Source organism: Rhizobium lusitanum (assembly GCF_014189535.1).
Lineage (GTDB): Bacteria > Pseudomonadota > Alphaproteobacteria > Rhizobiales > Rhizobiaceae > Rhizobium > Rhizobium lusitanum_C.
The window spans coordinates 16,868-36,372 of sequence record NZ_CP050307.1; the positions used below are offsets into that span (position 1 = coordinate 16,868).

The 19,505-nt window shown below is 56.6% G+C and carries 15 protein-coding genes and 1 pseudogene; 5 read left to right on the forward strand and 11 right to left on the reverse strand.

Going from position 1 to position 19,505, the window contains the following annotated elements; translation table 11 throughout:
* Nucleotides 1-12 precede the first annotated feature (12 nt).
* The 3 genes from HB780_RS03085 to HB780_RS03095 form a co-directional block, all read right to left on the reverse strand.
* Nucleotides 13-885, reverse strand: a complete 873-nt coding sequence (locus tag HB780_RS03085; RefSeq protein WP_183689583.1) for a DUF3313 domain-containing protein — start codon at nt 883-885, stop codon at nt 13-15.
* 86 nt (nt 886-971) lie between these two features.
* Complete coding sequence (locus HB780_RS03090) at nt 972-4,073, reverse strand: efflux RND transporter permease subunit (protein WP_183688559.1); 3,102 nt, start codon at nt 4,071-4,073, stop codon at nt 972-974.
* Nucleotides 4,070-5,104, reverse strand: a complete 1,035-nt coding sequence (locus HB780_RS03095; protein WP_286202954.1) for an efflux RND transporter periplasmic adaptor subunit — start codon at nt 5,102-5,104, stop codon at nt 4,070-4,072. The genes HB780_RS03090 and HB780_RS03095 overlap by 4 nt, the downstream gene beginning before the upstream one ends.
* Nucleotides 5,105-5,392: 288 nt before the next feature.
* On the opposite strand from HB780_RS03095, the gene HB780_RS03100 reads away from it, so the two are divergent.
* Nucleotides 5,393-6,118 carry a response regulator transcription factor gene (locus HB780_RS03100; protein WP_286202955.1) on the forward strand — a complete coding sequence of 242 codons (726 nt, stop codon included), beginning with the start codon at nt 5,393-5,395 and terminating at the stop codon, nt 6,116-6,118.
* Complete coding sequence (locus HB780_RS03105; protein ID WP_183688565.1) at nt 6,111-7,433, forward strand: ATP-binding protein; 1,323 nt, start codon at nt 6,111-6,113, stop codon at nt 7,431-7,433. The genes HB780_RS03100 and HB780_RS03105 overlap by 8 nt, the downstream gene beginning before the upstream one ends.
* A 34-nt stretch (nt 7,434-7,467) precedes the next feature.
* Here the strand turns inward: HB780_RS03105 and HB780_RS03110 are convergent, their stop codons facing one another.
* Nucleotides 7,468-8,082: an alpha/beta fold hydrolase gene (locus tag HB780_RS03110; protein WP_183688567.1), complete on the reverse strand. Its 615-nt coding sequence runs from the start codon at nt 8,080-8,082 to the stop codon at nt 7,468-7,470.
* A gap of 696 nt (nt 8,083-8,778) precedes the next feature.
* On the opposite strand from HB780_RS03110, the gene HB780_RS03115 reads away from it, so the two are divergent.
* Nucleotides 8,779-9,873 (forward strand): hypothetical protein, encoded by a 1,095-nt coding sequence (locus HB780_RS03115; RefSeq protein WP_183689584.1) that lies wholly within the window; start codon nt 8,779-8,781, stop codon nt 9,871-9,873.
* Nucleotides 9,874-10,106: 233 nt separating this feature from the next.
* Here HB780_RS03115 and serA read toward each other — a convergent pair whose 3' ends face one another.
* From serA to rsgA, 5 genes are all read right to left on the reverse strand, one after another.
* Nucleotides 10,107-11,345 carry a phosphoglycerate dehydrogenase gene (gene serA, locus HB780_RS03120; protein ID WP_183689585.1) on the reverse strand — a complete coding sequence of 413 codons (1,239 nt, stop codon included), beginning with the start codon at nt 11,343-11,345 and terminating at the stop codon, nt 10,107-10,109.
* A 507-nt stretch (nt 11,346-11,852) separates the two neighbouring features.
* Entirely contained in the window at nt 11,853-13,106 is a 1,254-nt protein-coding gene (locus HB780_RS03125) for an LVIVD repeat-containing protein (RefSeq protein WP_183688569.1), read from the reverse strand.
* Between the two features lie 75 nt (nt 13,107-13,181).
* Nucleotides 13,182-14,225, reverse strand: coding sequence for a substrate-binding domain-containing protein (locus HB780_RS03130; RefSeq protein WP_286202956.1), 1,044 nt, complete (start codon nt 14,223-14,225; stop codon nt 13,182-13,184).
* A gap of 34 nt (nt 14,226-14,259) precedes the next feature.
* Nucleotides 14,260-14,709: a P-loop NTPase family protein gene (locus HB780_RS03135; protein ID WP_183688573.1), complete on the reverse strand. Its 450-nt coding sequence runs from the start codon at nt 14,707-14,709 to the stop codon at nt 14,260-14,262.
* Between the two features lie 290 nt (nt 14,710-14,999).
* Nucleotides 15,000-16,022, reverse strand: coding sequence for a ribosome small subunit-dependent GTPase A (gene rsgA, locus HB780_RS03140; RefSeq protein WP_183688575.1), 1,023 nt, complete (start codon nt 16,020-16,022; stop codon nt 15,000-15,002).
* A 317-nt stretch (nt 16,023-16,339) separates the two neighbouring features.
* On the opposite strand from rsgA, the pseudogene HB780_RS32885 reads away from it, so the two are divergent.
* Nucleotides 16,340-16,432 (forward strand): annotated as a pseudogene (locus HB780_RS32885) (IS6 family transposase); the annotation flags it as partial.
* Nucleotides 16,433-16,491: 59 nt separating this feature from the next.
* Here HB780_RS32885 and HB780_RS03145 read toward each other — a convergent pair.
* Complete coding sequence (locus HB780_RS03145; protein ID WP_183688577.1) at nt 16,492-16,725, reverse strand: BrnA antitoxin family protein; 234 nt, start codon at nt 16,723-16,725, stop codon at nt 16,492-16,494.
* 869 nt (nt 16,726-17,594) lie between these two features.
* Nucleotides 17,595-18,035 carry an RbsD/FucU family protein gene (locus HB780_RS03150; RefSeq protein WP_183688579.1) on the reverse strand — a complete coding sequence of 147 codons (441 nt, stop codon included), beginning with the start codon at nt 18,033-18,035 and terminating at the stop codon, nt 17,595-17,597.
* A gap of 359 nt (nt 18,036-18,394) precedes the next feature.
* Here HB780_RS03150 and HB780_RS03155 point away from each other — a divergent pair, with 359 nt between their 5' ends.
* The gene (locus HB780_RS03155) at nt 18,395-19,456 is read left to right on the forward strand and encodes an ABC transporter ATP-binding protein (RefSeq protein ID WP_183688581.1); all 1,062 of its coding nucleotides are present in this window, start codon (nt 18,395-18,397) and stop codon (nt 19,454-19,456) included.
* The last annotated feature ends 49 nt before the right edge of the window (nt 19,457-19,505 follow it).

Genomic DNA, 19,505 nt, shown 5'->3' on the forward strand with positions numbered 1-19,505 from the left:
ATACAGGCCCGGTTAGCGCTTGGCCGCATGATCGGTCCACGATGGCGGAGCCCCAACAGCGCCAGCCAATACCCCGCCAAGTCCCGGTGCCCTTCCGAACGCTTCACAGGCGGCGTTCTTTGGTTTGCCCCCTAACTGCGATTTCAGCTTTTGCCCTGATGGCAAGGATAGATCCAGGCCTGAGGAATTGCGGCCTTTCACGAGCATTTCTGAGAACTGGGCCGCAAATGATGACGCAAGCCCATAAGCATCACCAACTTCAGACACGCGCGCTCCATTCGTTATCGAATTTGCGCCGCGCGACCAGACGATCGCAGCTCTCTGGACGCCGCTGCTGTCCACGGCTTCTGCTTCCACGGCAAGTCCACCGAGGCCGATTGGAAGACGCGGAACGCCTACCGGAAGAATGACGGACGTTCCTATTGTTGCGACGGTAGATAGGCCTGCGGCAGTTTTGTTCGTGGGCACGATGTCGGTGATCACCGCTTGAACCGTGATGTCAGCCGGTTCACCCGGACCAGCGACACGATATTTGTCACTGAGGTCAATGCACAATGCTCGGTCAAGGGCGTTCGAAACGAGCTTGTCATTTCCCGCATCATGTATCCTCGAATATGCAAATGGTGACAATCTGGTGGGAGTGATGGCGACGGAGGTCGCGGCCAACAGAGCGGGTGTATCCAAAAAGATGCGTGATTTGCTCAGGCGACCTTCGACCGGGCCGAGATTGCTATAGGACTTCAATGATCCTGATTCAGTCAACGGCACTGAACTGCAACTGCCTAAGCCAAGAGCCAGGACGAGGGGAGCGATCATTAAAGCCGAATGGCTGGATGCGGACTTCACCTTGAGATTGAAGCCAGACCCTGCAGGGAAATGTTTCATAAAATGTCTGCCTTTTGTCGATGATTTGTCGTTTTGCGAAAAATTGTCAGCGGTGCCCCGCGCCTCCGGGCGCGGGGCACCGGGATTCAAATCTGTTCCTGTGTTTTGAACGAAACTGCGGGTTTGGGCCGTCTACCTTCAGCGGCAAGCAGCAATGACATCGCTGAGGGCAGGAGGGTCAGGGTCAGCACTGTTGCCACTGCGAGGCCGCCGATGATGGCAAAGGCCATGGGTCCCCAGAAAATCTCGGAGGCGATCGGAATCATCCCGAGAATTGCGGCGCAGGCCGTCAGAACGATGGGACGGGCGCGATGGATGGAGGCGGCGGTGATGGCTTCCTTCGGCGATTGACCAAGCGCGACGTTCTGATCGATCTCCTGAATGAGGATGACCGCATTGCGAATGATCATCCCGGACAAGGCGATAACGCCGAGTTGGGCGACGAAGCCCATCGGTGTGCCGGTGGGCAACATCGCTCCAACCACGCCAATGAGACCAAACGGCGCCATGAGCAAAGCCAGTGCCATTCTGGAAAAGCTCTGCAGCTGGATCATCAGGAGAACTGCAATAACGAAGAGCATCACGGGAATGACGGCGAAGATTGACGAGTTTCCTTTCTCGGCCTCCTCGGTGATGCCGCCTGCAATGATGGAGTAGCCCATGGGAAGCTCTGCCCGCAAAGCGTCGAGCTGTTCATTGACCTGCCCCGCGACAGTCGCAGCCAACCCACCTTTCTGCACGTCGGCCTGGACGATGATCATCGGCTTTCCCTGCTGCCGCCAGATGATCGGATCTTCCATGCCATAGGCAATCGTCGCGACCTGGCGAAGCGGCACGTAGTTTCCATCGCCGGTTCGCAGTTCGAGATTGCCGATCGCCGCCACTGATGTGCGATCGGTTTCCATGCCCTTGACCATCACGTCAACGAGCTTGTCCTGGTCCCGAACCGTCGTCACTTTCGACCCGGAGAAGATCGAGGCGATCTCACTGGCGATCGATTCCGAGCTCATGCCCAGGGCGCGGGCCTCGATCTGATTGACCATGATCGTCACGCTCTTTTGCGGCTCGCCTGCGGTGAGGTTGATGTCACGGGTTTCGGAATTCTTGCCAATGATGGCGGCCACTTTCGCGGAGAGGGCGCGAACCTCCTGATAATCGGGACCGGAAACCCGGAACTTTAGCGGCCAACCGACAGGGGGGCCGAGTTCGAGAGGTGAAACGCGTGTGACCAGATCCGAAAATCGCTCATTGAGGACGGCTTCAATTTTGCGGCGGACGGCCTCGCGTTTCTCGACGCTTCTGGCAACGACAACGGTTTCCGTAACATTGTTATTATCGAGCTGGAGATCCATCGGTAGGTAAAAGCGAATGGATCCGGAGCCGACATAGGTGGTGAAATGATCGATGTTGTGATCGGTTCGCAGGATCGCTTCCAGTTCGCGCGCGCGCAGATCTGTCGCAGAGCGCGATGCGTTTTGCGGGAGCGTAAGGCTGACCAACAGCTCCGGTCTGTCGGAGGCTGGAAAGAATTGCGCCTTCAGTTGGCCAAGGCCAACGATCGACAGCAGAAGTGCCGCGATCGCGCAGAATATCGTCACTCCGCGATGCTGGAGGTTCCAGCGAAGCACTTTGCGATAAGCGGAGATGACGGCGCCTCTCTTGTTATGCGCGTGGGCGAGGCTGCGCGGCAGTATCCATGTGCCGAGGATCGGTGAAAACAACACCGCGACGATCCAGGACGACGAAAGCGCGATGAGGATCACCATGAAAAGGGAGAATGTGTACTCCCCCGCACCCGAGGCGGCAAAGCCGACGGGAATAAACCCGGCGATCATCACCAGCGTACCCGTCAGCATTGGAAACGCAGTGGTCTCATAGGCATGGGTTGCCGCGACCAGGCGCGACTTTCCCTTTTCCAGGCAGGAAATCATGCTTTCGACGGTGATCATAGCGTCGTCGACCAGAAGGCCCAAGGCGATGATCAAGGCACCCAGCGAAATGCGCTGAAGTCCGATGCCTGTCAGCTCCATGCCGACAAATGTCAGTGCGAGAACCAGAGGAATGGATGCAGTAATGACCAGGCCTGCTCGCGATCCCAATGACACGAAGGAAACGGCAAGCACGATGAGAATCGCTTCGATCAGCACCTTCGTGAAGCCGTCGACGGCATCCTCGACAACCGTCGACTGATCCGCAACCTGGATCATATCGATCCCGTTGGGGAGCTTGGAGGCGATTGCGTGCATACGCTCCTTCAGCGCTTTGCCGAAGGCGAGGAGGTTTCCATCCTTTGCCATCGAGATGGCAAGGGCAATCACCTCCTTGCCATTGACGCGCACTGAAGCCGCGGGCGGATCAACGATGGTTCTTGAGATCGTCGCGATGGAGTCGAGCCTGAAATAGCGGCTGCCGAGCTTCAGGGTTACATCTTTCAGATTATCCTCGGAGACGAAGGCTCCGCTGACCCGCACGGAGATTTTTTCTTCGGTCGTCTGAACCGTCCCGACCGGATTGACGGCGTTCTGGGCCCGGATGGCTTCGATGGCGGCGGACGGATCGATGCCGAGGCTCGCAAGCTTGCTCGGCGAGAACTCGACGACGATCTGCTCTTCCTGGGCGCCGAGGACGTTGACCTTGCCGATGTCGGGCAGCGACAGGATTTCCTCGCGGATCGCTTCGACGCGATCACGCAACTCACGCTGGGTGAAGCCGTCGGCGTGAAAGGCATAAATACTGCCATAGGTGTCGCCGAATTCATCGTCGAAGAATGGTCCCTGGACGCCGTCCGGAAGCGTGGAGGCGATGTCCGACATCTTCTTGCGAACCGTATACCAGATACTATCGACATCAGCCGGTGGCGTGTCGTCACGTAGGTTCACCATGATCACCGACTGACCGGGCCTCGTGTAACTTTGCGTGTAGTCGAGATGCGGGGTTTCGGAGAGCTTCTTCTCCAGTTTGTCGGTCAGCAAATTGACGGTATCCGCAGCACTTGCTCCCGGCCAACGTGCTCCGACAACCATGGTCTTGATCGTGAAGGGCGGATCTTCGTTGCGCGAAAGTTTCTGATAGCTGAGGAGGCCGGCGACAACTGTCGCAAGCATCAGGAAGATGACCAGGGACTGGTGATCGAGGGCCCATTTCGACAAATTGAAGGGGGTACGGACTTGGTGCGGCTGCTCGCTCATGGGCGCTCATCCTTCGCGATCGTAACTGCCTCGCCGTCGCGCAATTTGCTGACGCCTGCCGTCGCGACGATGTCGCCATCCGCCAGGCCGTCAGAAATGAACATGTTGTTTTCGGCATATCGCTCGATCTTGACTATGCGAGCCTGCAGCGTCTTGGTCTCAGGTGCATAGATGAAAACGGCCTGGTCCTGCCCCCGACTGGTCAGCGCTGAGGCCGGGACCTTGAAGACACGTTTTGGCGAGAGGATCACCTTGCCAGTGACCGCAGCTCCCATGGGAACTCCTTCCACCACGCCTTCCAGCGTGACTTTGACACGATAGGTTCGCGTCGCCGTGTCGGCGGAAGGCGTGACTTCACGAACCTTTCCCCTGGTGACGAGGGCTGGATTGGAGAGCAGGCTGACCTCGACTTCAGTGTCATCCAGCTTCTCGCTTAGCATCTGTTCCGGAACGTCGAAGACGGCGTCGAGTTCGGTATTCGAACTGAGGGTCAGGATCGTTTGCCCTGTGGTCACGACCTGTCCCTCATTGACGGATACCCCAGAAATGATGCCGTCTCGTCCCGCCTTCAGCTCTGTGTAGGAGAGGGTCTGTTCGGCGCTCGCAAACGCTGCGGTGGCGACCTCTAGCTTTGACTTTGCTGCCTGAAGATTGGCGTCGCTCTGTTGAACCTGCGCTCGCGATACAGCGTTCTTTGCAATGAGTTCCCAATTGCGTGCCGCGGTGATGTCCGCGAGTGCCACGTCCGACTTTGCCGCATCCATTTGCGCGGAGGCAGAGGAGACGTTGATCAAGGATGGCGTCTTTTCCACCGTCGCCAGGATATCGCCCTTCTTCACGGTCGATCCGTTTTCGACGCGAAAGACGAGCAGTCCGTCAAGCCTGAAGCTCATCGGTGTTTCATAACGCGGCTGGATCGCTCCGGTTTGGCTAAAGGTTTCGCCGAGAACCTCCGACTTGACTGTCACTGCTCTGATGGCGCGTGGCGTCTTCTCAGGCGTGGTTTCGTCAGAACAGGCGGTTAAAAACATTGCAAACGCGCCTGCTGTGCAGACGAGCATTCGGCTAAGCATGAGCACTCCAGTGTTTGCTGGCGTGCCTCTTGGTTGAGAGAGGCAAGCGGATTGGATCGCCGTTCTCTCCCACGTCGCTTGTCGGACGTGTGTTGCATCGTGTTAAGATTTGTTTCGGGCACCCCGCTAATTCGCTTCGCTAGCAACAAAACTTAATATTATGCCGCCCGAAGCCATGCGCGATTATGGTACGGGAAGGAATAAAAGGCGGGAGGTGACCGATCTATGGACCACAGTGGACGAGCGATGTCAGACACGCCGAAGATCCTGATTGTAGAAGATGATGCGCAGATTGCCGGTATGGTTCGGGATAGTCTCGGCGAGCAGGGAATGCTCGTCGAGATCGCAGCCGACGGGGTTGCCATGGACACGAAGATGCGCGCTCTGGAATTCGACCTGGTCGTGCTGGACGTCATGCTGCCAGGGGAAGATGGATTCAGTATTTGCCGCCGGCTTCGTGGTAGCGGGGATATCCCGATCCTGATGCTGACCTCGGTGAGCAGCGATATCGACCGCGTCGTCGGATTGGAGATCGGTGCCGATGACTACGTGACGAAACCTTTCGTGCTCAGAGAGCTGACCGCCCGCATCAAGGGTCTGCTTCGACGCTCCAAGCTCGCGTCTGTCCGCCCCGATAGTCCACGAAAGCGCCTGTTCCGCTTCGATGGATGGCGGGTCGATCCGATCCGCCGCCAGGTTCACGATCCAAGTTATGCTCGGGTCTCGATGACGACCCACGAGTTCGACCTGTTGCTGGCATTCTGTCAAAACCCTGGTCGCGTACTCACCAGGGAGCAACTGCTTGCAGTCACGCATGCAGGATTGGCGGGTCCCATCGAGCGCAGCATCGACGTTCACATTAGTCGCTTGAGGCAGAAGCTCGAGATTGATCCCCGTGATCCCGTGCTTTTGAAAACGGTCCGTTTGGGTGGCTACATCTTCACAGCCGCCGTGGAAGAGATTGATGGCTAGGAACGTCAGCGGGATACCGAGGACCCTTCGTGGGCAAATCACCGTGATCATTCTTCTCGCTCTGGTCACTGTCATCGTCACAGGCAGGGCATTGGAGAATTTTGCCAAGAGCGACTACGCCGTTCCAAATCTTGAGAGAGCGGCGGAGCAGGTGAGGACAGTTGCATTGCTGCTGGCAAATGCGACCCCAGCGGAACGCGCATCGATTATCTCCAAAGCCCAAGGTGCGGGACTGGATGTCTCGCTTGCGCCTATCTCGACGGCGGCGAAATTCACTGGATCTTCCGAAATGCAAAGCGTTGCGGAAAATTTTGCCGACCTTCTGTTTCCACCGGATGGCGAGCCGCCGCTGGGTGGGTGGCGCGCATTTTTCGACGGTCGGCGCGTAATCGCTGAACGGGTCGATGATCAAACCATGCTGATGTTCTTTGGCTTTCCGGACACGATCCTGACGAGTTCATTTCTCAGTCAGAGCACATATTATTTCATCGCGGTCATTGTTTTGCTCGTCTTCTTTTTCATCTTTGCGATTAGAGCCGTGACGGAGCCCATCAAAAAGATTTCCGAGGCGGCGATAGAATCCGATATCAACAGCAGCTCGCAGGTCTTCGAAGAGCGCGGCACCATCGAGATCGTATCGCTTGCCCATGCTCTCAATGGCATGCGCAATCGCATTCGTCTGATGGTGGACGGCCGGACACGGATGCTCAGGGGCATCAGCCACGATGTTCGAACTCCTTTGACCAGGCTCAGATTGCGGACAGAGCGCATGGAGGGCGGAGCTTTGCGGGAAGCGTTGCTTGTCGACATCGACCATATCGATGGCCTCCTTGCGGAAAGCCTGAACTATCTGCGCGACGAATACGCCACCGAGGAGGTAGAGCGCGTCGATGTCGCAAGCATTCTGCAGACTGTATGCAGCGACTTCTCCGACGTGGGGTTTGAGGTGACCTATGAAGGGCCGAACAAGTTTATCGCGAACTGCCGTCCTCTTTCGATTACCCGCGCGGTGACTAATCTCTGCGACAACGCCATAAAATTCGCTTCAAGAGCCAGCGTTCGGCTGGATGGAAATGAGGCAGGATTTTCAATTGCGGTTGCAGACGATGGGCCGGGAATTCCCGAAGCTTTGAGGGAGAAGGTATTTGATCCCTTTTTCAAGGGGGACGCATCTCGTACCGGGCAGGCCGGCTTTGGACTGGGGCTGTCCATCGTCGCCGATATCGCACACTTGCACCGGGGGAGCGTGACGCTACTACCTCGTTATCCCCACGGCCTCGTCGCCCGGGTCGTTATCCCGCGTCTGACGGTCTGAACTATCGCAAAACTGTAACTCCAAGCGGACTTCTCTATATCAGCTTTATTTCCTTACGCCCGAACCAGCGGAGAATAGTTGCGATCAGTTCTTGCGGCTGTTCGAAGGGCAATAGGTGGGCTGCATCCTCAATAACCCAAAACTCGGCATCCTTCAGATGTCTGGCGATTTCCTCGTTTGACGCGCGTGTGGATAAGTGATCTTCGGATCCGCTGAGCAGCAGTACCGGAAAACACATTTCTCGTAAGTACATTGTTGGGTCGGGCCGTGTGATCAAAGCGCGGTTCTGACGCTCTTGAACCTCCGGCGGGCAGTCCTCGACCATTTTCAAAATGGCAGCAACCAGATCCGGCTTCTGCTTGCTTGCGGCGGAGATGACTTTCGGTACCCAACCACGCGCATAGGCGATCATATCTTTATTCGCTTCTGCGATGCGGGCTTCACGGTGTGCGAGCTCATGTTCTCCCAGACCCTCGGCATTGGCATTTGCCAAAACCATCGCACGAATACGATCTGGCGCTTGGCGACCCATTTCCATAGCCACGCGCCCGCCCATCGAATGGGCCAGAACGATCAATTCCCCATCCGTCTCAGCCAGAGACCGCGCCGCCATTTCTTCGATCGTCGTGTCGCGGCTGGTGTCGGCCACATATACCGCGGCTCCCTCAAGTTTCATTGCTTCCGCGACTGCGTGCCCAAGTACGAGCGTCGGACATGATCCCTGGGATGGTTACGAGTGTTGTCATGGCTTTCTTCACCGATCTTGGAAGGGGCTGGCGCGTCCTGCGTTGCTGCGGGTTTAAGAAGGCTACGGATTACTAGGTTCAATCAATAAGAGCTTGATGTTCCTTCTCCGAAAGATCTTACGGAAGAGCTTGCTGGTTCTGGTGCGAGGCCAGGTACATGGGGCCGCCGCGAGGTCCGGGGGAAGGTAGCCCATCAGCATCACCACGTCGATATCGGAGGCGCTTTCGGCAATTTTCCCAGTCAGAAGAGCATGTCCTTCCCGTTGCATGACGCCAAGAACGCGCTGCATAGTCGGCTTTTGCTCTCTCCTTCTCGATGATGTGGGTTACCTCAGAGATCCTGACGGTTGCTCGTAGATCTACGAAAAAACGCTTGAGGAGTTGGCATCGATCCATGACGAGTGGGCCTTCGGGGCAAGGCTACTCCACCGCGAAGTTGGTGGATCTTCCACAACCGGCTATTGAACCTCGAAGCAAAATGTTTATTTTTCCGCGCTGTAAATGTGGGCGCAACATTCACCCCCCAGGAACATGCGAAGCTCACGCTTCGCCGATGCTCTGCGGATGCCTACTTAATCACTCGGAGTTTCAGGCAGACAATGACATTCCCAATGATACAGCTTCCGCAGAGAGCTCTCACGCTTTCACAGGGCGTAATCTCAGTGCCGAAAGCCCTCTTTTTCTCGTTGCCGATCATCATCGGCCTCACTGCTTTCATGGCGATTTCTGAAGCTCCGGGCATCTTGAGGGATTGGACGATCAACCAAAACCCCGTCACGCTTGATAGCGGCGATATTCGCGATGGAAAATGCACGACCAGAAAGGGCTTCTTCACCACTTGCTCGGCTGATCTCAACTATACGTACAATGGTCAGAGCTATGACAAGAACGTCGAGATCATGTTCGTCGACATCCATGACGGTGATTATGACACGAATCTCGTAATTTCTGCGGATCACCCGGATTTGGCGACCCTGAGTCTGGGAATTGAGAAGCTCTGGAACCGAATCATAACGCTAGCCGTGTTCGTCGCTCTTCTTGGTGGAGCTAGCATCGCCGCGATTTTCCAGATCCTGCGTGGCTGGCGCGTCCGCAGCCGATTGCGGCAACCTGCTCAACTCGTGCCGGTTCCGGTGGAAATCACCGCATTCGACCGGCGACGCAAGCGATTGGCGGTGACCTATACGGATAAGATTGCCGAGAGAAAGACTGGGCGGGTAGGACATACGCATTTCGAGCCGGGACAGGAACCGCTGCTCATCGGCGAAAACGGCGGCAAAGCCGTGGGGCTTGCCGTCTGGCATGGAAAGACGTCTCTTCCGGTGCTCCTGGACGAGCGACTGGAACGGATCGAGATGACGGCGGAAGAGCGTGCAAAAGTCCTCGCTCCGCTGGCTGTCGAACTGGGTGGGCATACACCGGAGCTCATTGTGCAGGGAAAGAAAGGGCCGTCCATCATGACGCGGCTCGCGAGATTCCTCCTCGTGATACTCCTCATCATCGGCGGCATTTTCGGCTACTGGCTTTGGTATGTGACCAGCGCTAGTTCGCAGTTTACGTCGCCCGCCATGGATATCAACAACATGCTGCCGGCTCCTCTCAACCGCTGGGGTTGTGATCAGCTGAAGAAGCGTTTCGGCGATCAACGTGCGCCTTTTGGATGCACCGCATCAGACTACAGCAGCTGGAAGTGACGCCGAACGACGTGGGTTGAAATCTGATAGACGCGGGCTCCCTGGGAGCTCGCGTCTATCCCTTCGAGCCTTGCGAGGATGAAACGTTCAGAAAGATGTGGCATTGGCCGCCGACTGCGGCAGCATATTGAGGTCAAGCCGGGCGGTGTATATCGCACTGCGAAGCGCTTTGGCGCCCTCCTCACCAAGCCGGCGCTGCCAAACTCCAATGTATTGAAGATTGGCACCCGGCGTCAGTAAACCAATCGGGCTCGTATCGTTCCCGGGATCTGGCGAAGCGCATCGAGTATCTCAGCCGCTGTCTGGCCAACACCTTCGGCTTCAATGACCACGTAACCCGTTTCGCCGTGCGTCTGCAGGAACTCACCGACGATATTAAGCGCACGGGACGAAAAAATCGCATTCAGACTGTTGAGCATGCCAGGGCGGTTCTCATGAACATGGATGAAACGCGTGCCGTTCGGACGTGGCGGCAGTTGAACCTGGGGAAAATTGACCGCACCCAGCGTCGATCCGACGTCGGAATACTCCACAAGTTTCCTGGAAACTTCCCCTCCGATGCGCTCCTGGGCTTCTTCCGTCGATCCGCCAATATGCGGCGTCAGAATGACATTGTCCAAACCCTGCAGCGGCGTTTCGAAACGCTCGTTGTTTGATGCCGGCTCCCTAGGGAACACGTCCACGGCCGCGCCTGCGAGATGTCCCTCTTTCAAAACCTTCGCAAGCGCTTCAAGGTCCACCACGGAGCCGCGTGAATTATTGATGAAAAGGGCTCCCTTTTTCATTCTGCGCAGTTCAGTCTCCGTTATCATGTTTTGCGTCGAACTGGTTTCGGGAACATGCATCGTCACGAAATCCGAGATTTCGAGAAGCTCGCCGAGCGTCGCCATCGATTCTGAATTGCCGTGGCGAAGCTTGTCTGAAGGATCAAAATAGCGCACGTTCATGCCCATGCTTTCCGCAAGAACGCTAAGCTGCGAACCGATGTTGCCGTAGCCCACAATGCCCAGCGTTTTTCCACGCACCTCACGACTACCCACGGCGGATTTGTCCCATCCGCCTTCATGAGCAGAAGCCGAACGCGTGAAAATCCGCCTCGTCAGCATTATGATCTCACCGATCACAAGCTCGGCGACCGAGCGAGTATTTGAATAGGGAGCGTTGAATACAGGGATGCCGCGTCGGCGGGCCGCATCCAGGTCGACCTGATTTGTTCCCACAGAAAAACAACCGACGGCCATAAGCTTTTTGGCGGAGCTGAAGATTTCCTCTGTCAGCTGCGTGCGTGAACGTATTCCGACAATATGCGCCTCGGCTATGAGACTTTTGAGATCCTTGTCATCCAGAGCCTTCGGCAGATGGGTCACATTGACGTAGCCGGATGACGAAAAGTAATCCACAGCGCTCTGGCTGATGCCTTCAAGCAGAAGTACGGAAATCCGATCGCGCGGGAGAGAAAGTTGTCGGGTCATTGAATTGCTTTCGGTTCTCGAATTCGATTGGGCCGGGGTCGCCTGTCGACCGTAAAAGCTCACAGATATGGCAATATCGTTTAGCGACCATCCAACGGTCAGTGCAAGAACAAACTCAATTCCGACGGCGAACATAGGGCTGTGAAACCGCACGGGGTTCGGACGCCGGTAAGCATGATAAAGAATTGTTTTTGCCGGCGTGACCGGGGTCATTGCACGGGGCCTGTTCACCCCCGCTCTTGCTCCAGGCCGTGGGCCTTTTCGGATCGCGCTCCCGGTTGCAGCGTTGATTGTGATATTGTGAATCAGCAGCGAACGTTGCACCCTTGAGATTGTCACTCAAAGTGCTGATCTTATCTCACAATTTCGCACCAAAGTGGGGTCGCGATCGGCGCGAAAGCAACCCCAACTACTGTCTCAATTTTCGGTGCATTTCCAAACGATTGTCACAGATATCAACGGGGTGAAGTTCTGAGCCGATTCACACGCCCCCAAGCGCATAACCCATCAGCCGTTATATTCGATGATTTCCAGGCCGGCATTATAGTCCGTGGCATAGATCAGGCCGTTGGCGTCCACGAAGACATCTGCCGACTGGATGACCTTCGGCCGCCCAGGGCGCCGGTCGGTCATCGTCGTCGGCCCCGCCGGAACGAGAGCGGCGGTTTCGACAGGATGGTAGGGGTCGGAAATATCGAAGGCGCGGATACCGGCATTCTGCCAGGTCGCAAAGATCAGCGTTTCCGAGACGAATGAACCGGGCCGGTTTTCATGCAAATTGTGTGGGCCGAAATGGCCACCCTTCTTCGTATAGTCAATCTCGGCGGGGATCGGGAAAGTGGAAATACTGACCGGGTTTTCGGGCACGCGGATATCAAAGACCCAGGTATGCTTTCGCCCGTCTTCCTCGTTGTCTAGCACCGCCTCATCCGCCACCACCAAAAGGTCACGGCCGGGCAGGGGAAGCGGTGAATGCGTGCCGCCGCCATAGGGCGGGCACCAGTTATGGTGCTTGATGAGCTTTGGCGCCGCGCGATCCTTTATGTCGAGAAGTGTCAATCCGCCATCGCGCCAGCAGGCATAGGCGGTATCGCCATGCACCAGCGCATGATGCAATGCATAGCGTTTGCCATCGCCCCAGCTCGGCGCTTCACCCGCTGCCCGGTTCATGCCCGGGAGCCACCATTGGCCGACAAGTGCGGGTCTTGTCGGATCGGCCATATCGATGGTGACGAAGATGTAGTCGGAAAACCCGTCAAGCAGCGCCGAGGCATAGGCATAGCGGCCGCCGACATACCAGAGCCTGTGGAGGCCGACCCCTTCCACATCCAGCTGACCGATCTTCCGTGGCTTGTCGGGTATGGAAATATCGAAAACAGTCATGCCCGCGGTCCAGGCTCGTTCACGCTTCTCCGCAGCGACCGTCTCGCCGACGGATTTCGTGTAGTAGGCCTTTTCGTCCGTGAAGGACTCGATATCGGCGAAGAGATCCAGCGCGTTGATGACCAGCAGCAGCTCGCCATGGGTTTGGAGGTGGATGTTCCATGTGTTGGCCGGAGCCTGCACGTAGTTGACTGTTTTCGGGTTTTTCGCATCTCGCACGTCAACGATCGAAAACCCCTGTGACCAGGGATGGGCGATATAGGCGTAACCGCGATGGACCATAAGCTGCAGTCCGTCGCCGCGACCGCCAATATCGCTATGGCCGATCAGCGTCATGTTGCGGGCAAAATCGGGTTTGGGCAGATCAATCGATGCCATGGGTCTTCTCATACCTTCGGAAAACGGGAAGCGCCGCCCCAACGGGCAGCGCTTGTGAGCAGTTGTGGATGCGGCTCAGTTCTTGGCAGCAGGGATCCACGCAGCCGTAGCGGCATCGCTCTTCAGGAAGGCTGGAAACTTCTGCTGCAGCTCCTCGATCGTGCCGATCTTGTTGCCGATCAGATCGTCCCGGGTAATGAGCGTCGGCTGGAGAAGAACGGAGCGCCCCGGGAACTGGCCGGCGATGGCGAGCGAGACAGCGCGAACGGATACTTCGCCGACGACGGCCGCGTTCGTGGCAGCCGTCGCAGTCCAGGCGCTGTCCGGCTCAGTGATCAACTGGATATCAGCGGTCGATATGTCGACGCCATAGATCTTGACCTTGCTGGAGAGGCCGAGCTCATCGATGGCAAGCTTGGCGCCCTTTGCGAATTCGTCCCATGGCGTGAAAATCACGGAAATGTCCGGGTTGGCGCGCAGGACCGCCTTCGTCTGGTCGGCGACCGAGGCGGGAACTGTGTCGTTGACCACGCCCCAAACCGCCTTTTCCTTGAGATTATGATTGACGATAAAATCCTTCCACACGGCGTAGCGCCGATCGAGAGGGGCAAAGCCGGCGACATAGACCGCGCCACCCGTAAAGCCATCGCCCTTGTCCTTGATGGCCTGATCGAGCACAAGCTTGGCCATGTCCTTGTCGCTTTGCTCGATTTGCGGGATTTGCGGATTGTCGAGGTTCACGTCGTAGGCGACGACTTTGATGCCCTTATCGAGCGCCTCTTGCGCGACATCCTTCAGAGTTTCAGGCCGGCCGTTATTGATGATGATGCCGTCGACGCCGAGATTGATTGCCTGTTCGACGAGGCTTCGCTGGACATCATTATCGTTGCGCGCCTGCGAAACGGTGAGGTTTATGCCAAGAGCGTCGGCCTGCTGCTTGACGCCGGCCTCGAAGGCTTGCAACCAGTCGCCACTGCCAAGGAAGCTGACGACGGCAATGTTGACCGTCTTCTTGTCGAAGGGAGCAGGTGCTCCGTCAATGCCTGCCGAGAGGGCGCTGGTCGCGAAAACCGCGACGGATATAACGGCAGTTGCCGCTGTCTTGAGTATTTTGAACACGGTGTCCATTTCTTTGAATGAAGATTGATCGGGATCAGTTTTTCGCCCAGGCTATGCGCTTGATGGGGTCCTGGGCATAAAATGGGCGGTATTCAACGCGGTGGGGCCGTTGAGCAGACCGTCGATGCATACGGTGCCCAAGATGGTGCGGAGCATGCAGTGGCGCCGCAGGGCCAGACCGCAAAGCCGTCATGACAGCGAGGCTAGAGATGCCCACCATATCCGTCGATTGACGTCCGGCAACGATGCCGCTCGCGCTTGCTTCCGCCGGATTTTCCTGTGCGATTTCTTTGTCGTGGTACAGGGTTTTTCCGGCCCCCGGACGATAAAGGCCGAAGAGATTTTCGGCCAGGATCGGCTCGCACGCACCGTTTGCACCTATCAACACGACCACCTTGGCCGCCTCAATTGTCAAGCTGGCGTGCGCAACAGTTTTGGTCGAACCGAATGCGAGAGAGATGTTGTGTACGTGGAGACGTGGCATGGGCGGAAAGTCCGTGGCTGACAGCCCAGTGTCCTAATGCTCCTGCAGGAACAAACAAGGATGCCGCTTCTATAGTGATCTAAAACCATAGAATAAGTTTTCATTCTTTGACGTGGCGCTTGTGAAATGAACGTGATGTGGAGTTCCACGTCATTTTGATATCATTCGCCAACCTACGGCAGCGACGGATGACCGCCGGCTGCGCTGCAAGGGACGCATCAATCGATGCACCCACTCCCAATCCACATGGCGTCCTCTTGAAAGGACGGCGTATAACGCGTGATATCCATTCAATATTTATTCTTGCGGACAATTTTGTTGCCCCGCGGCCCGGTAAGCACTGGCGTTCTGCCGCGGTTTTCTTCGAGCAGGTTACGCCAGCGTTCCAGGCGATCGGCGGCCAATGCGCCGCTGGCGACGGCCGCCTGCACAGCGCAGCCCGGTTCATGAGCGTGCGTGCAATCGCGAAATCGGCAAAGCGGAGCCAAATCGGTGATTTCGCTAAACAGCGTATCGATGCCGTCGGTAACATCGCTCACATACAGCGTTCTTATTCCCGGCGTATCGATAACCCAACCGCCGCCGGCAATCGCATGCAGGGATCGCGCCGTTGTGGTGTGCCTGCCCTTTGCGTCATGTTCGCGGATCTCTCCGGTCTTTTGTAGGGTTTCAGACCCTGATCCAGCCAAGGTGTTCACCAGCGTCGATTTTCCGACGCCGGAGGATCCCACCAGCGCCACGGTTTGCCCGACGCCGCACCAGGGCTCTAGCGCGAGAATTGCATCTTCTGACCGCGCATTCAAAACAACGACTGGCAAACCGCGTTGTAACGCCATGGTTTGCTGCTGAAATGTGTCAGCATCGGCGACGGTGTCGGCCTTGGTCAGCACCACCACCGAGGTGGTCCCCGCCTGGTTGGACATGATGAGGTAGCGTTCCAGTCTTGCAGGATTGAAATCGGCATTGCACGAGGTCACGATGAACAGCGTATCAACGTTGGCGGCAGCAAGTTGCTGACCGTTCCTGCCTTCAGTCCGCCGCTGCAGCAGTGTCTTTCGGTCCAGACGGCGGACCAGCATGGCCGTCAGAGGATCAGCGAGAACCCAATCCCCAACCGCAAAGTCAGCGGTGTTGGCGTTGACGGGAAGTTCGAGCCCGATCGGTCCGTTGGCATCGATCGCCTCGATGCGCGCCCTGTGAACCGAGGCAACTCGCCTGGGTGCGAGATCCGTTTCGCTTGGCCCTACTTGAGCAGCAAAGAAATCGGACCAGCCAAGCAGTTCCAGCGGTGAGGAGTGGTTGGAGCCGGTCAAAGTTCGATACGAAAATTCGGTGACATGTTCATAGGTAAGCTTTCCGTCTGATTCAGATTAAGGGGTTTTATGGTGGGGACCCGTTGCCGCGACAGCAAGGCTTGCTGGCGCGAGTGGATTGATAAAAGTCGCCCATGGTAACAGTAGGATCTCCAATCGGCTACGCCGACCAGCAATGAAGATGAGCCTAACTGTCAAACGGCATGGAATATTTGGTCTTACGCATATGTGGAAAGGCCTGGTTAGCAAGATATTTGTTGCATGATAGGCCATCGGACAGTGCAGTCATATGTCCAGCCGGGCTTGTCACGTTGTTTCCGCCACATCAAAAACGCTCGGCTGTCGGCATCCCCATCCACCGCCTAAGGGCCATGGCAGAGTGGAAAGCCGTGACCGCAATGCTCGCCTGAATTGACCCGACGACCGTAAAGCTGACATTTACCAACAACGTGACAGTACCCAAATATCGTCAGGTCTTGCTTTGCATCGCAATCCGCAATGTGTCGTTGATGCGGTCCTGCCAGCCCGGGCCGTCGTCTTGGAAAAAGGCGAGCACGTCGCTGTCGATCTTCAGCGAAACGAGTTCCTTGGCGTTTGGTAGCACCGGTCGTTCAATCGCCGGCGCCGCTGTCTTCTTCGCCGGCTTGAACAAGGCTTCGGCGGCATCCATCGGGTTGACGTGTCTGCGAGGTGGGTTTGCCATGAGGCCTGCCTTCTATTTCGAGTAAATCGTATGATCGTTGTTCTTCGTATTCAAAGCCACCCTCCGCCGCCGAGCACTGTTGCGTTCGTCAGATGATGAATACCTCACGACGCTGATACCATGACACCTCCCGCACATGCCACGCGACTTTGTGCCATGACCCGATAAACTTGTGCCACGGATGCGATGTGACGAGGTTGATTTCCTTTTCACGGCTGTGCCCGGCCCGGGTGTAACGCAAGGCTGCGCCTGAGCTCTGAATGTGATCTTCGTCGGGATTTCCCGTCCTGAATCAGGGCCTTGTCTCCATCAGGTTGCCTATAGCGCGTCCATCGCGGTCTCTCTTGCTTGCGTATTTCGCACCGGATGCATCTGCGTCGAGATCAGGCTGAAGATGAGGGGTTTTCGGTAGTGCGCCCAACGCAAGGCAAAAAAAGAGGGCCATCGGAAAACCGAGGCCCTTTAAGGTGTGAAGGTCAAAAACCTCCAGAGGGGAACAGTCAATGCGATGGAACTGGGAGGAGCCATCATGTGCATCAACTATGGTGTATATGGTAATGAGTAGAGCAATCGGCAAACATTTGTTGTGCAGCGCAGCCATGCAAGAAGTATTGGGCTGCCGGAAAATGCCGCCATCTGCATAATGGTTGTTTCGTTTAGTCCTGCGTAGCACGGGGCTCGCTTGTGGTAGCGGCCATCCGTGCAACCGGTATGCGCAAGGCACCGAGATGTTGGACGCGGCCAGCGATCGAGAGATAGCAACGTCTCGGAATGAGCCGGTCAAAGGCGAAAGTGCTTGATCCAGTCGCGAAAGAGTCTCGCCCAGACATCAAAAGATGTGACTGACAAAATTTCGCACGCCGCAAAAACTAAACAACACCTTTGCAGAAAATGAAGCACCCATACGGCCCTGGGTCGGAAGTTCTTACGATCGCGAACGATTTTTTTGCTTCTTCGTAAAACGCGAAACGTTCCAATGCCTCCATTTGAACGGGTCGTTTTTCAGCTCGATCTATGACTGTCTGCATCACTGCAAAAATTGGCATCTGACCGTCAGCGTCACCAACAACTTGCATCCGCTTCACCGGCGCATCGACGAATGTGTCGAGAGGAAAGAGTTTCAGAACAGCTTCCGCGAGACGCTCCAAGCCACAACCGGAAACGTCGATGAGGCGGCCGTAGGTTGTGTGTTTGGCAATGGTTTCGGCGGGGTGATTGATGTCGCATAAGACCAATTGGTCGCCATGTCCCATTAGCATCAAAGCGTGTATCAGTTCGGCGTTTAAGACTGGATCGATTCCCCTCAGCACTCCGTTTTTCTCCCCTTAGACGCGAGTTCATTCTTTACGAACTAAGTAATATTCGTGATGTTATCGATTCAAACGCAGAGCGCCACCGGATATTTCCCCTCGATCCTCATCCGAAGTCAGAAGAGAATGTAGGGCGGGTGACTGCTGCGTATGCGTTCCAAGAATTTGGAAGCAAATATTTGAGAAAGTCTCGACTGATCACTTTACAATAAATAACCACTATGTGAAGTTTGCGCCACGGATAATCTCCTCCTAGGATAGGCGGCGGCGGGTGCGGCTCAGGCCCGCCGTCGCCGTGTCAAGGAAGGTGGATTGAACGTCGTGAGGAGTGCGCGACGCCGTTGGAGGAGGATTATTTTTTGGCATCGATGAATATCGTCAATGTCGGCAAGGCCTATGGAAGCCTGACGGTGATCCATGGCGTGTCCGTCGAAATCCCTGATGGCGAATTCGTCGTTCTGGTGGGGCCGTCCGGTTGCGGAAAATCGACACTGCTGCGCATGGTCGCCGGCCTTGAGCCGATCAGCTTCGGAGACATTTGGATCGACGGGAAGGTGGTCAACGACCTGCCGCCGAAGGATCGTGATATCGCGATGGTGTTTCAGAGCTATGCGCTCTATCCGCACAAGACCGTGGCCGAGAATATGGGTTTTGCGCTGAAGATGCGCGGCGAAACGAAGGCCGATATCGACCGGCGGGTGCGCAAGGCAGCCGAGATCCTCGATCTCGTGCCCTATCTGGCCCGTTATCCGCGCCAGCTTTCCGGCGGCCAGCGGCAGCGCGTGGCGATGGGCCGGGCGATCGTGCGCGATCCCAAAGTGTTCCTGTTCGACGAGCCGCTCTCCAACCTCGACGCCAAGCTGCGCGTGCAGATGCGCGCCGAGATCAAGGAATTGCAGCGCCGGTTGGCGACGACGATGATCTATGTGACGCATGATCAGGTGGAGGCCATGACCATGGCCGACAGGATTGTCGTGCTGCGGGACGGCCGGGTCGAGCAGATCGGGTCGCCGTTGACGCTTTATGACCGGCCCGCCAATATCTTTGTCGCCGGCTTTATCGGATCGCCATCGATGAACCTGATCAGCGGGCATATCCGCGCATCGGGTACGCCATTCTTCGAGACGGACGAGGGCATTCAACTGCCGCTCAGCCGCGCGCCTGCGGGCTCGGACGGGCGGCCTGCCTATTATGGGATCCGGCCGGAGCATTTTACGCTGGGCGGCGAGGTCAGCGCCCATGTGACGGTCGTGGAATCGACCGGATCGGAAACGCAGGTCTTTGCCAAGCTCGGGCAGCAGAAGATCATCGGCGTTTTTCGCGACCGCGTCGAGGAGCCTTCGGACCATGTGATCGCGATGACACCGAATGCGAGCCTCGTCCATCTCTTCGATGGTGAGAGCGGACTGAGGCTCGACTGAATTTTCCGCTTGCGCTTCGAGGAGGAAGCACGGGCTGGCATTTTATCAA

Excerpts from the sequence above, each read along its gene's own strand:
- HB780_RS03090 (WP_183688559.1), bottom strand. The coding sequence starts at position 4,073 with ATGAGCGAGCAGCCGCACCAAGTCCGTACCCCCTTCAATTTGTCGAAA.
- HB780_RS03100 (WP_286202955.1), top strand. The coding sequence starts at position 5,393 with ATGTCAGACACGCCGAAGATCCTGATTGTAGAAGATGATGCGCAGATT.
- HB780_RS03125 (WP_183688569.1), bottom strand. The coding sequence starts at position 13,106 with ATGGCATCGATTGATCTGCCCAAACCCGATTTTGCCCGCAACATGACG.
- HB780_RS03105 (WP_183688565.1), top strand. The coding sequence starts at position 6,111 with ATGGCTAGGAACGTCAGCGGGATACCGAGGACCCTTCGTGGGCAAATC.
- HB780_RS03085 (WP_183689583.1), bottom strand. The coding sequence starts at position 885 with ATGAAACATTTCCCTGCAGGGTCTGGCTTCAATCTCAAGGTGAAGTCC.
- serA (WP_183689585.1), bottom strand. The coding sequence starts at position 11,345 with ATGACCCGACAACTTTCTCTCCCGCGCGATCGGATTTCCGTACTTCTG.
- HB780_RS03135 (WP_183688573.1), bottom strand. The coding sequence starts at position 14,709 with ATGCCACGTCTCCACGTACACAACATCTCTCTCGCATTCGGTTCGACC.
- HB780_RS03095 (WP_286202954.1), bottom strand. The coding sequence starts at position 5,104 with ATGTTTTTAACCGCCTGTTCTGACGAAACCACGCCTGAGAAGACGCCA.
- HB780_RS03115 (WP_183689584.1), top strand. The coding sequence starts at position 8,779 with ATGACATTCCCAATGATACAGCTTCCGCAGAGAGCTCTCACGCTTTCA.
- HB780_RS03145 (WP_183688577.1), bottom strand. The coding sequence starts at position 16,725 with ATGGCAAACCCACCTCGCAGACACGTCAACCCGATGGATGCCGCCGAA.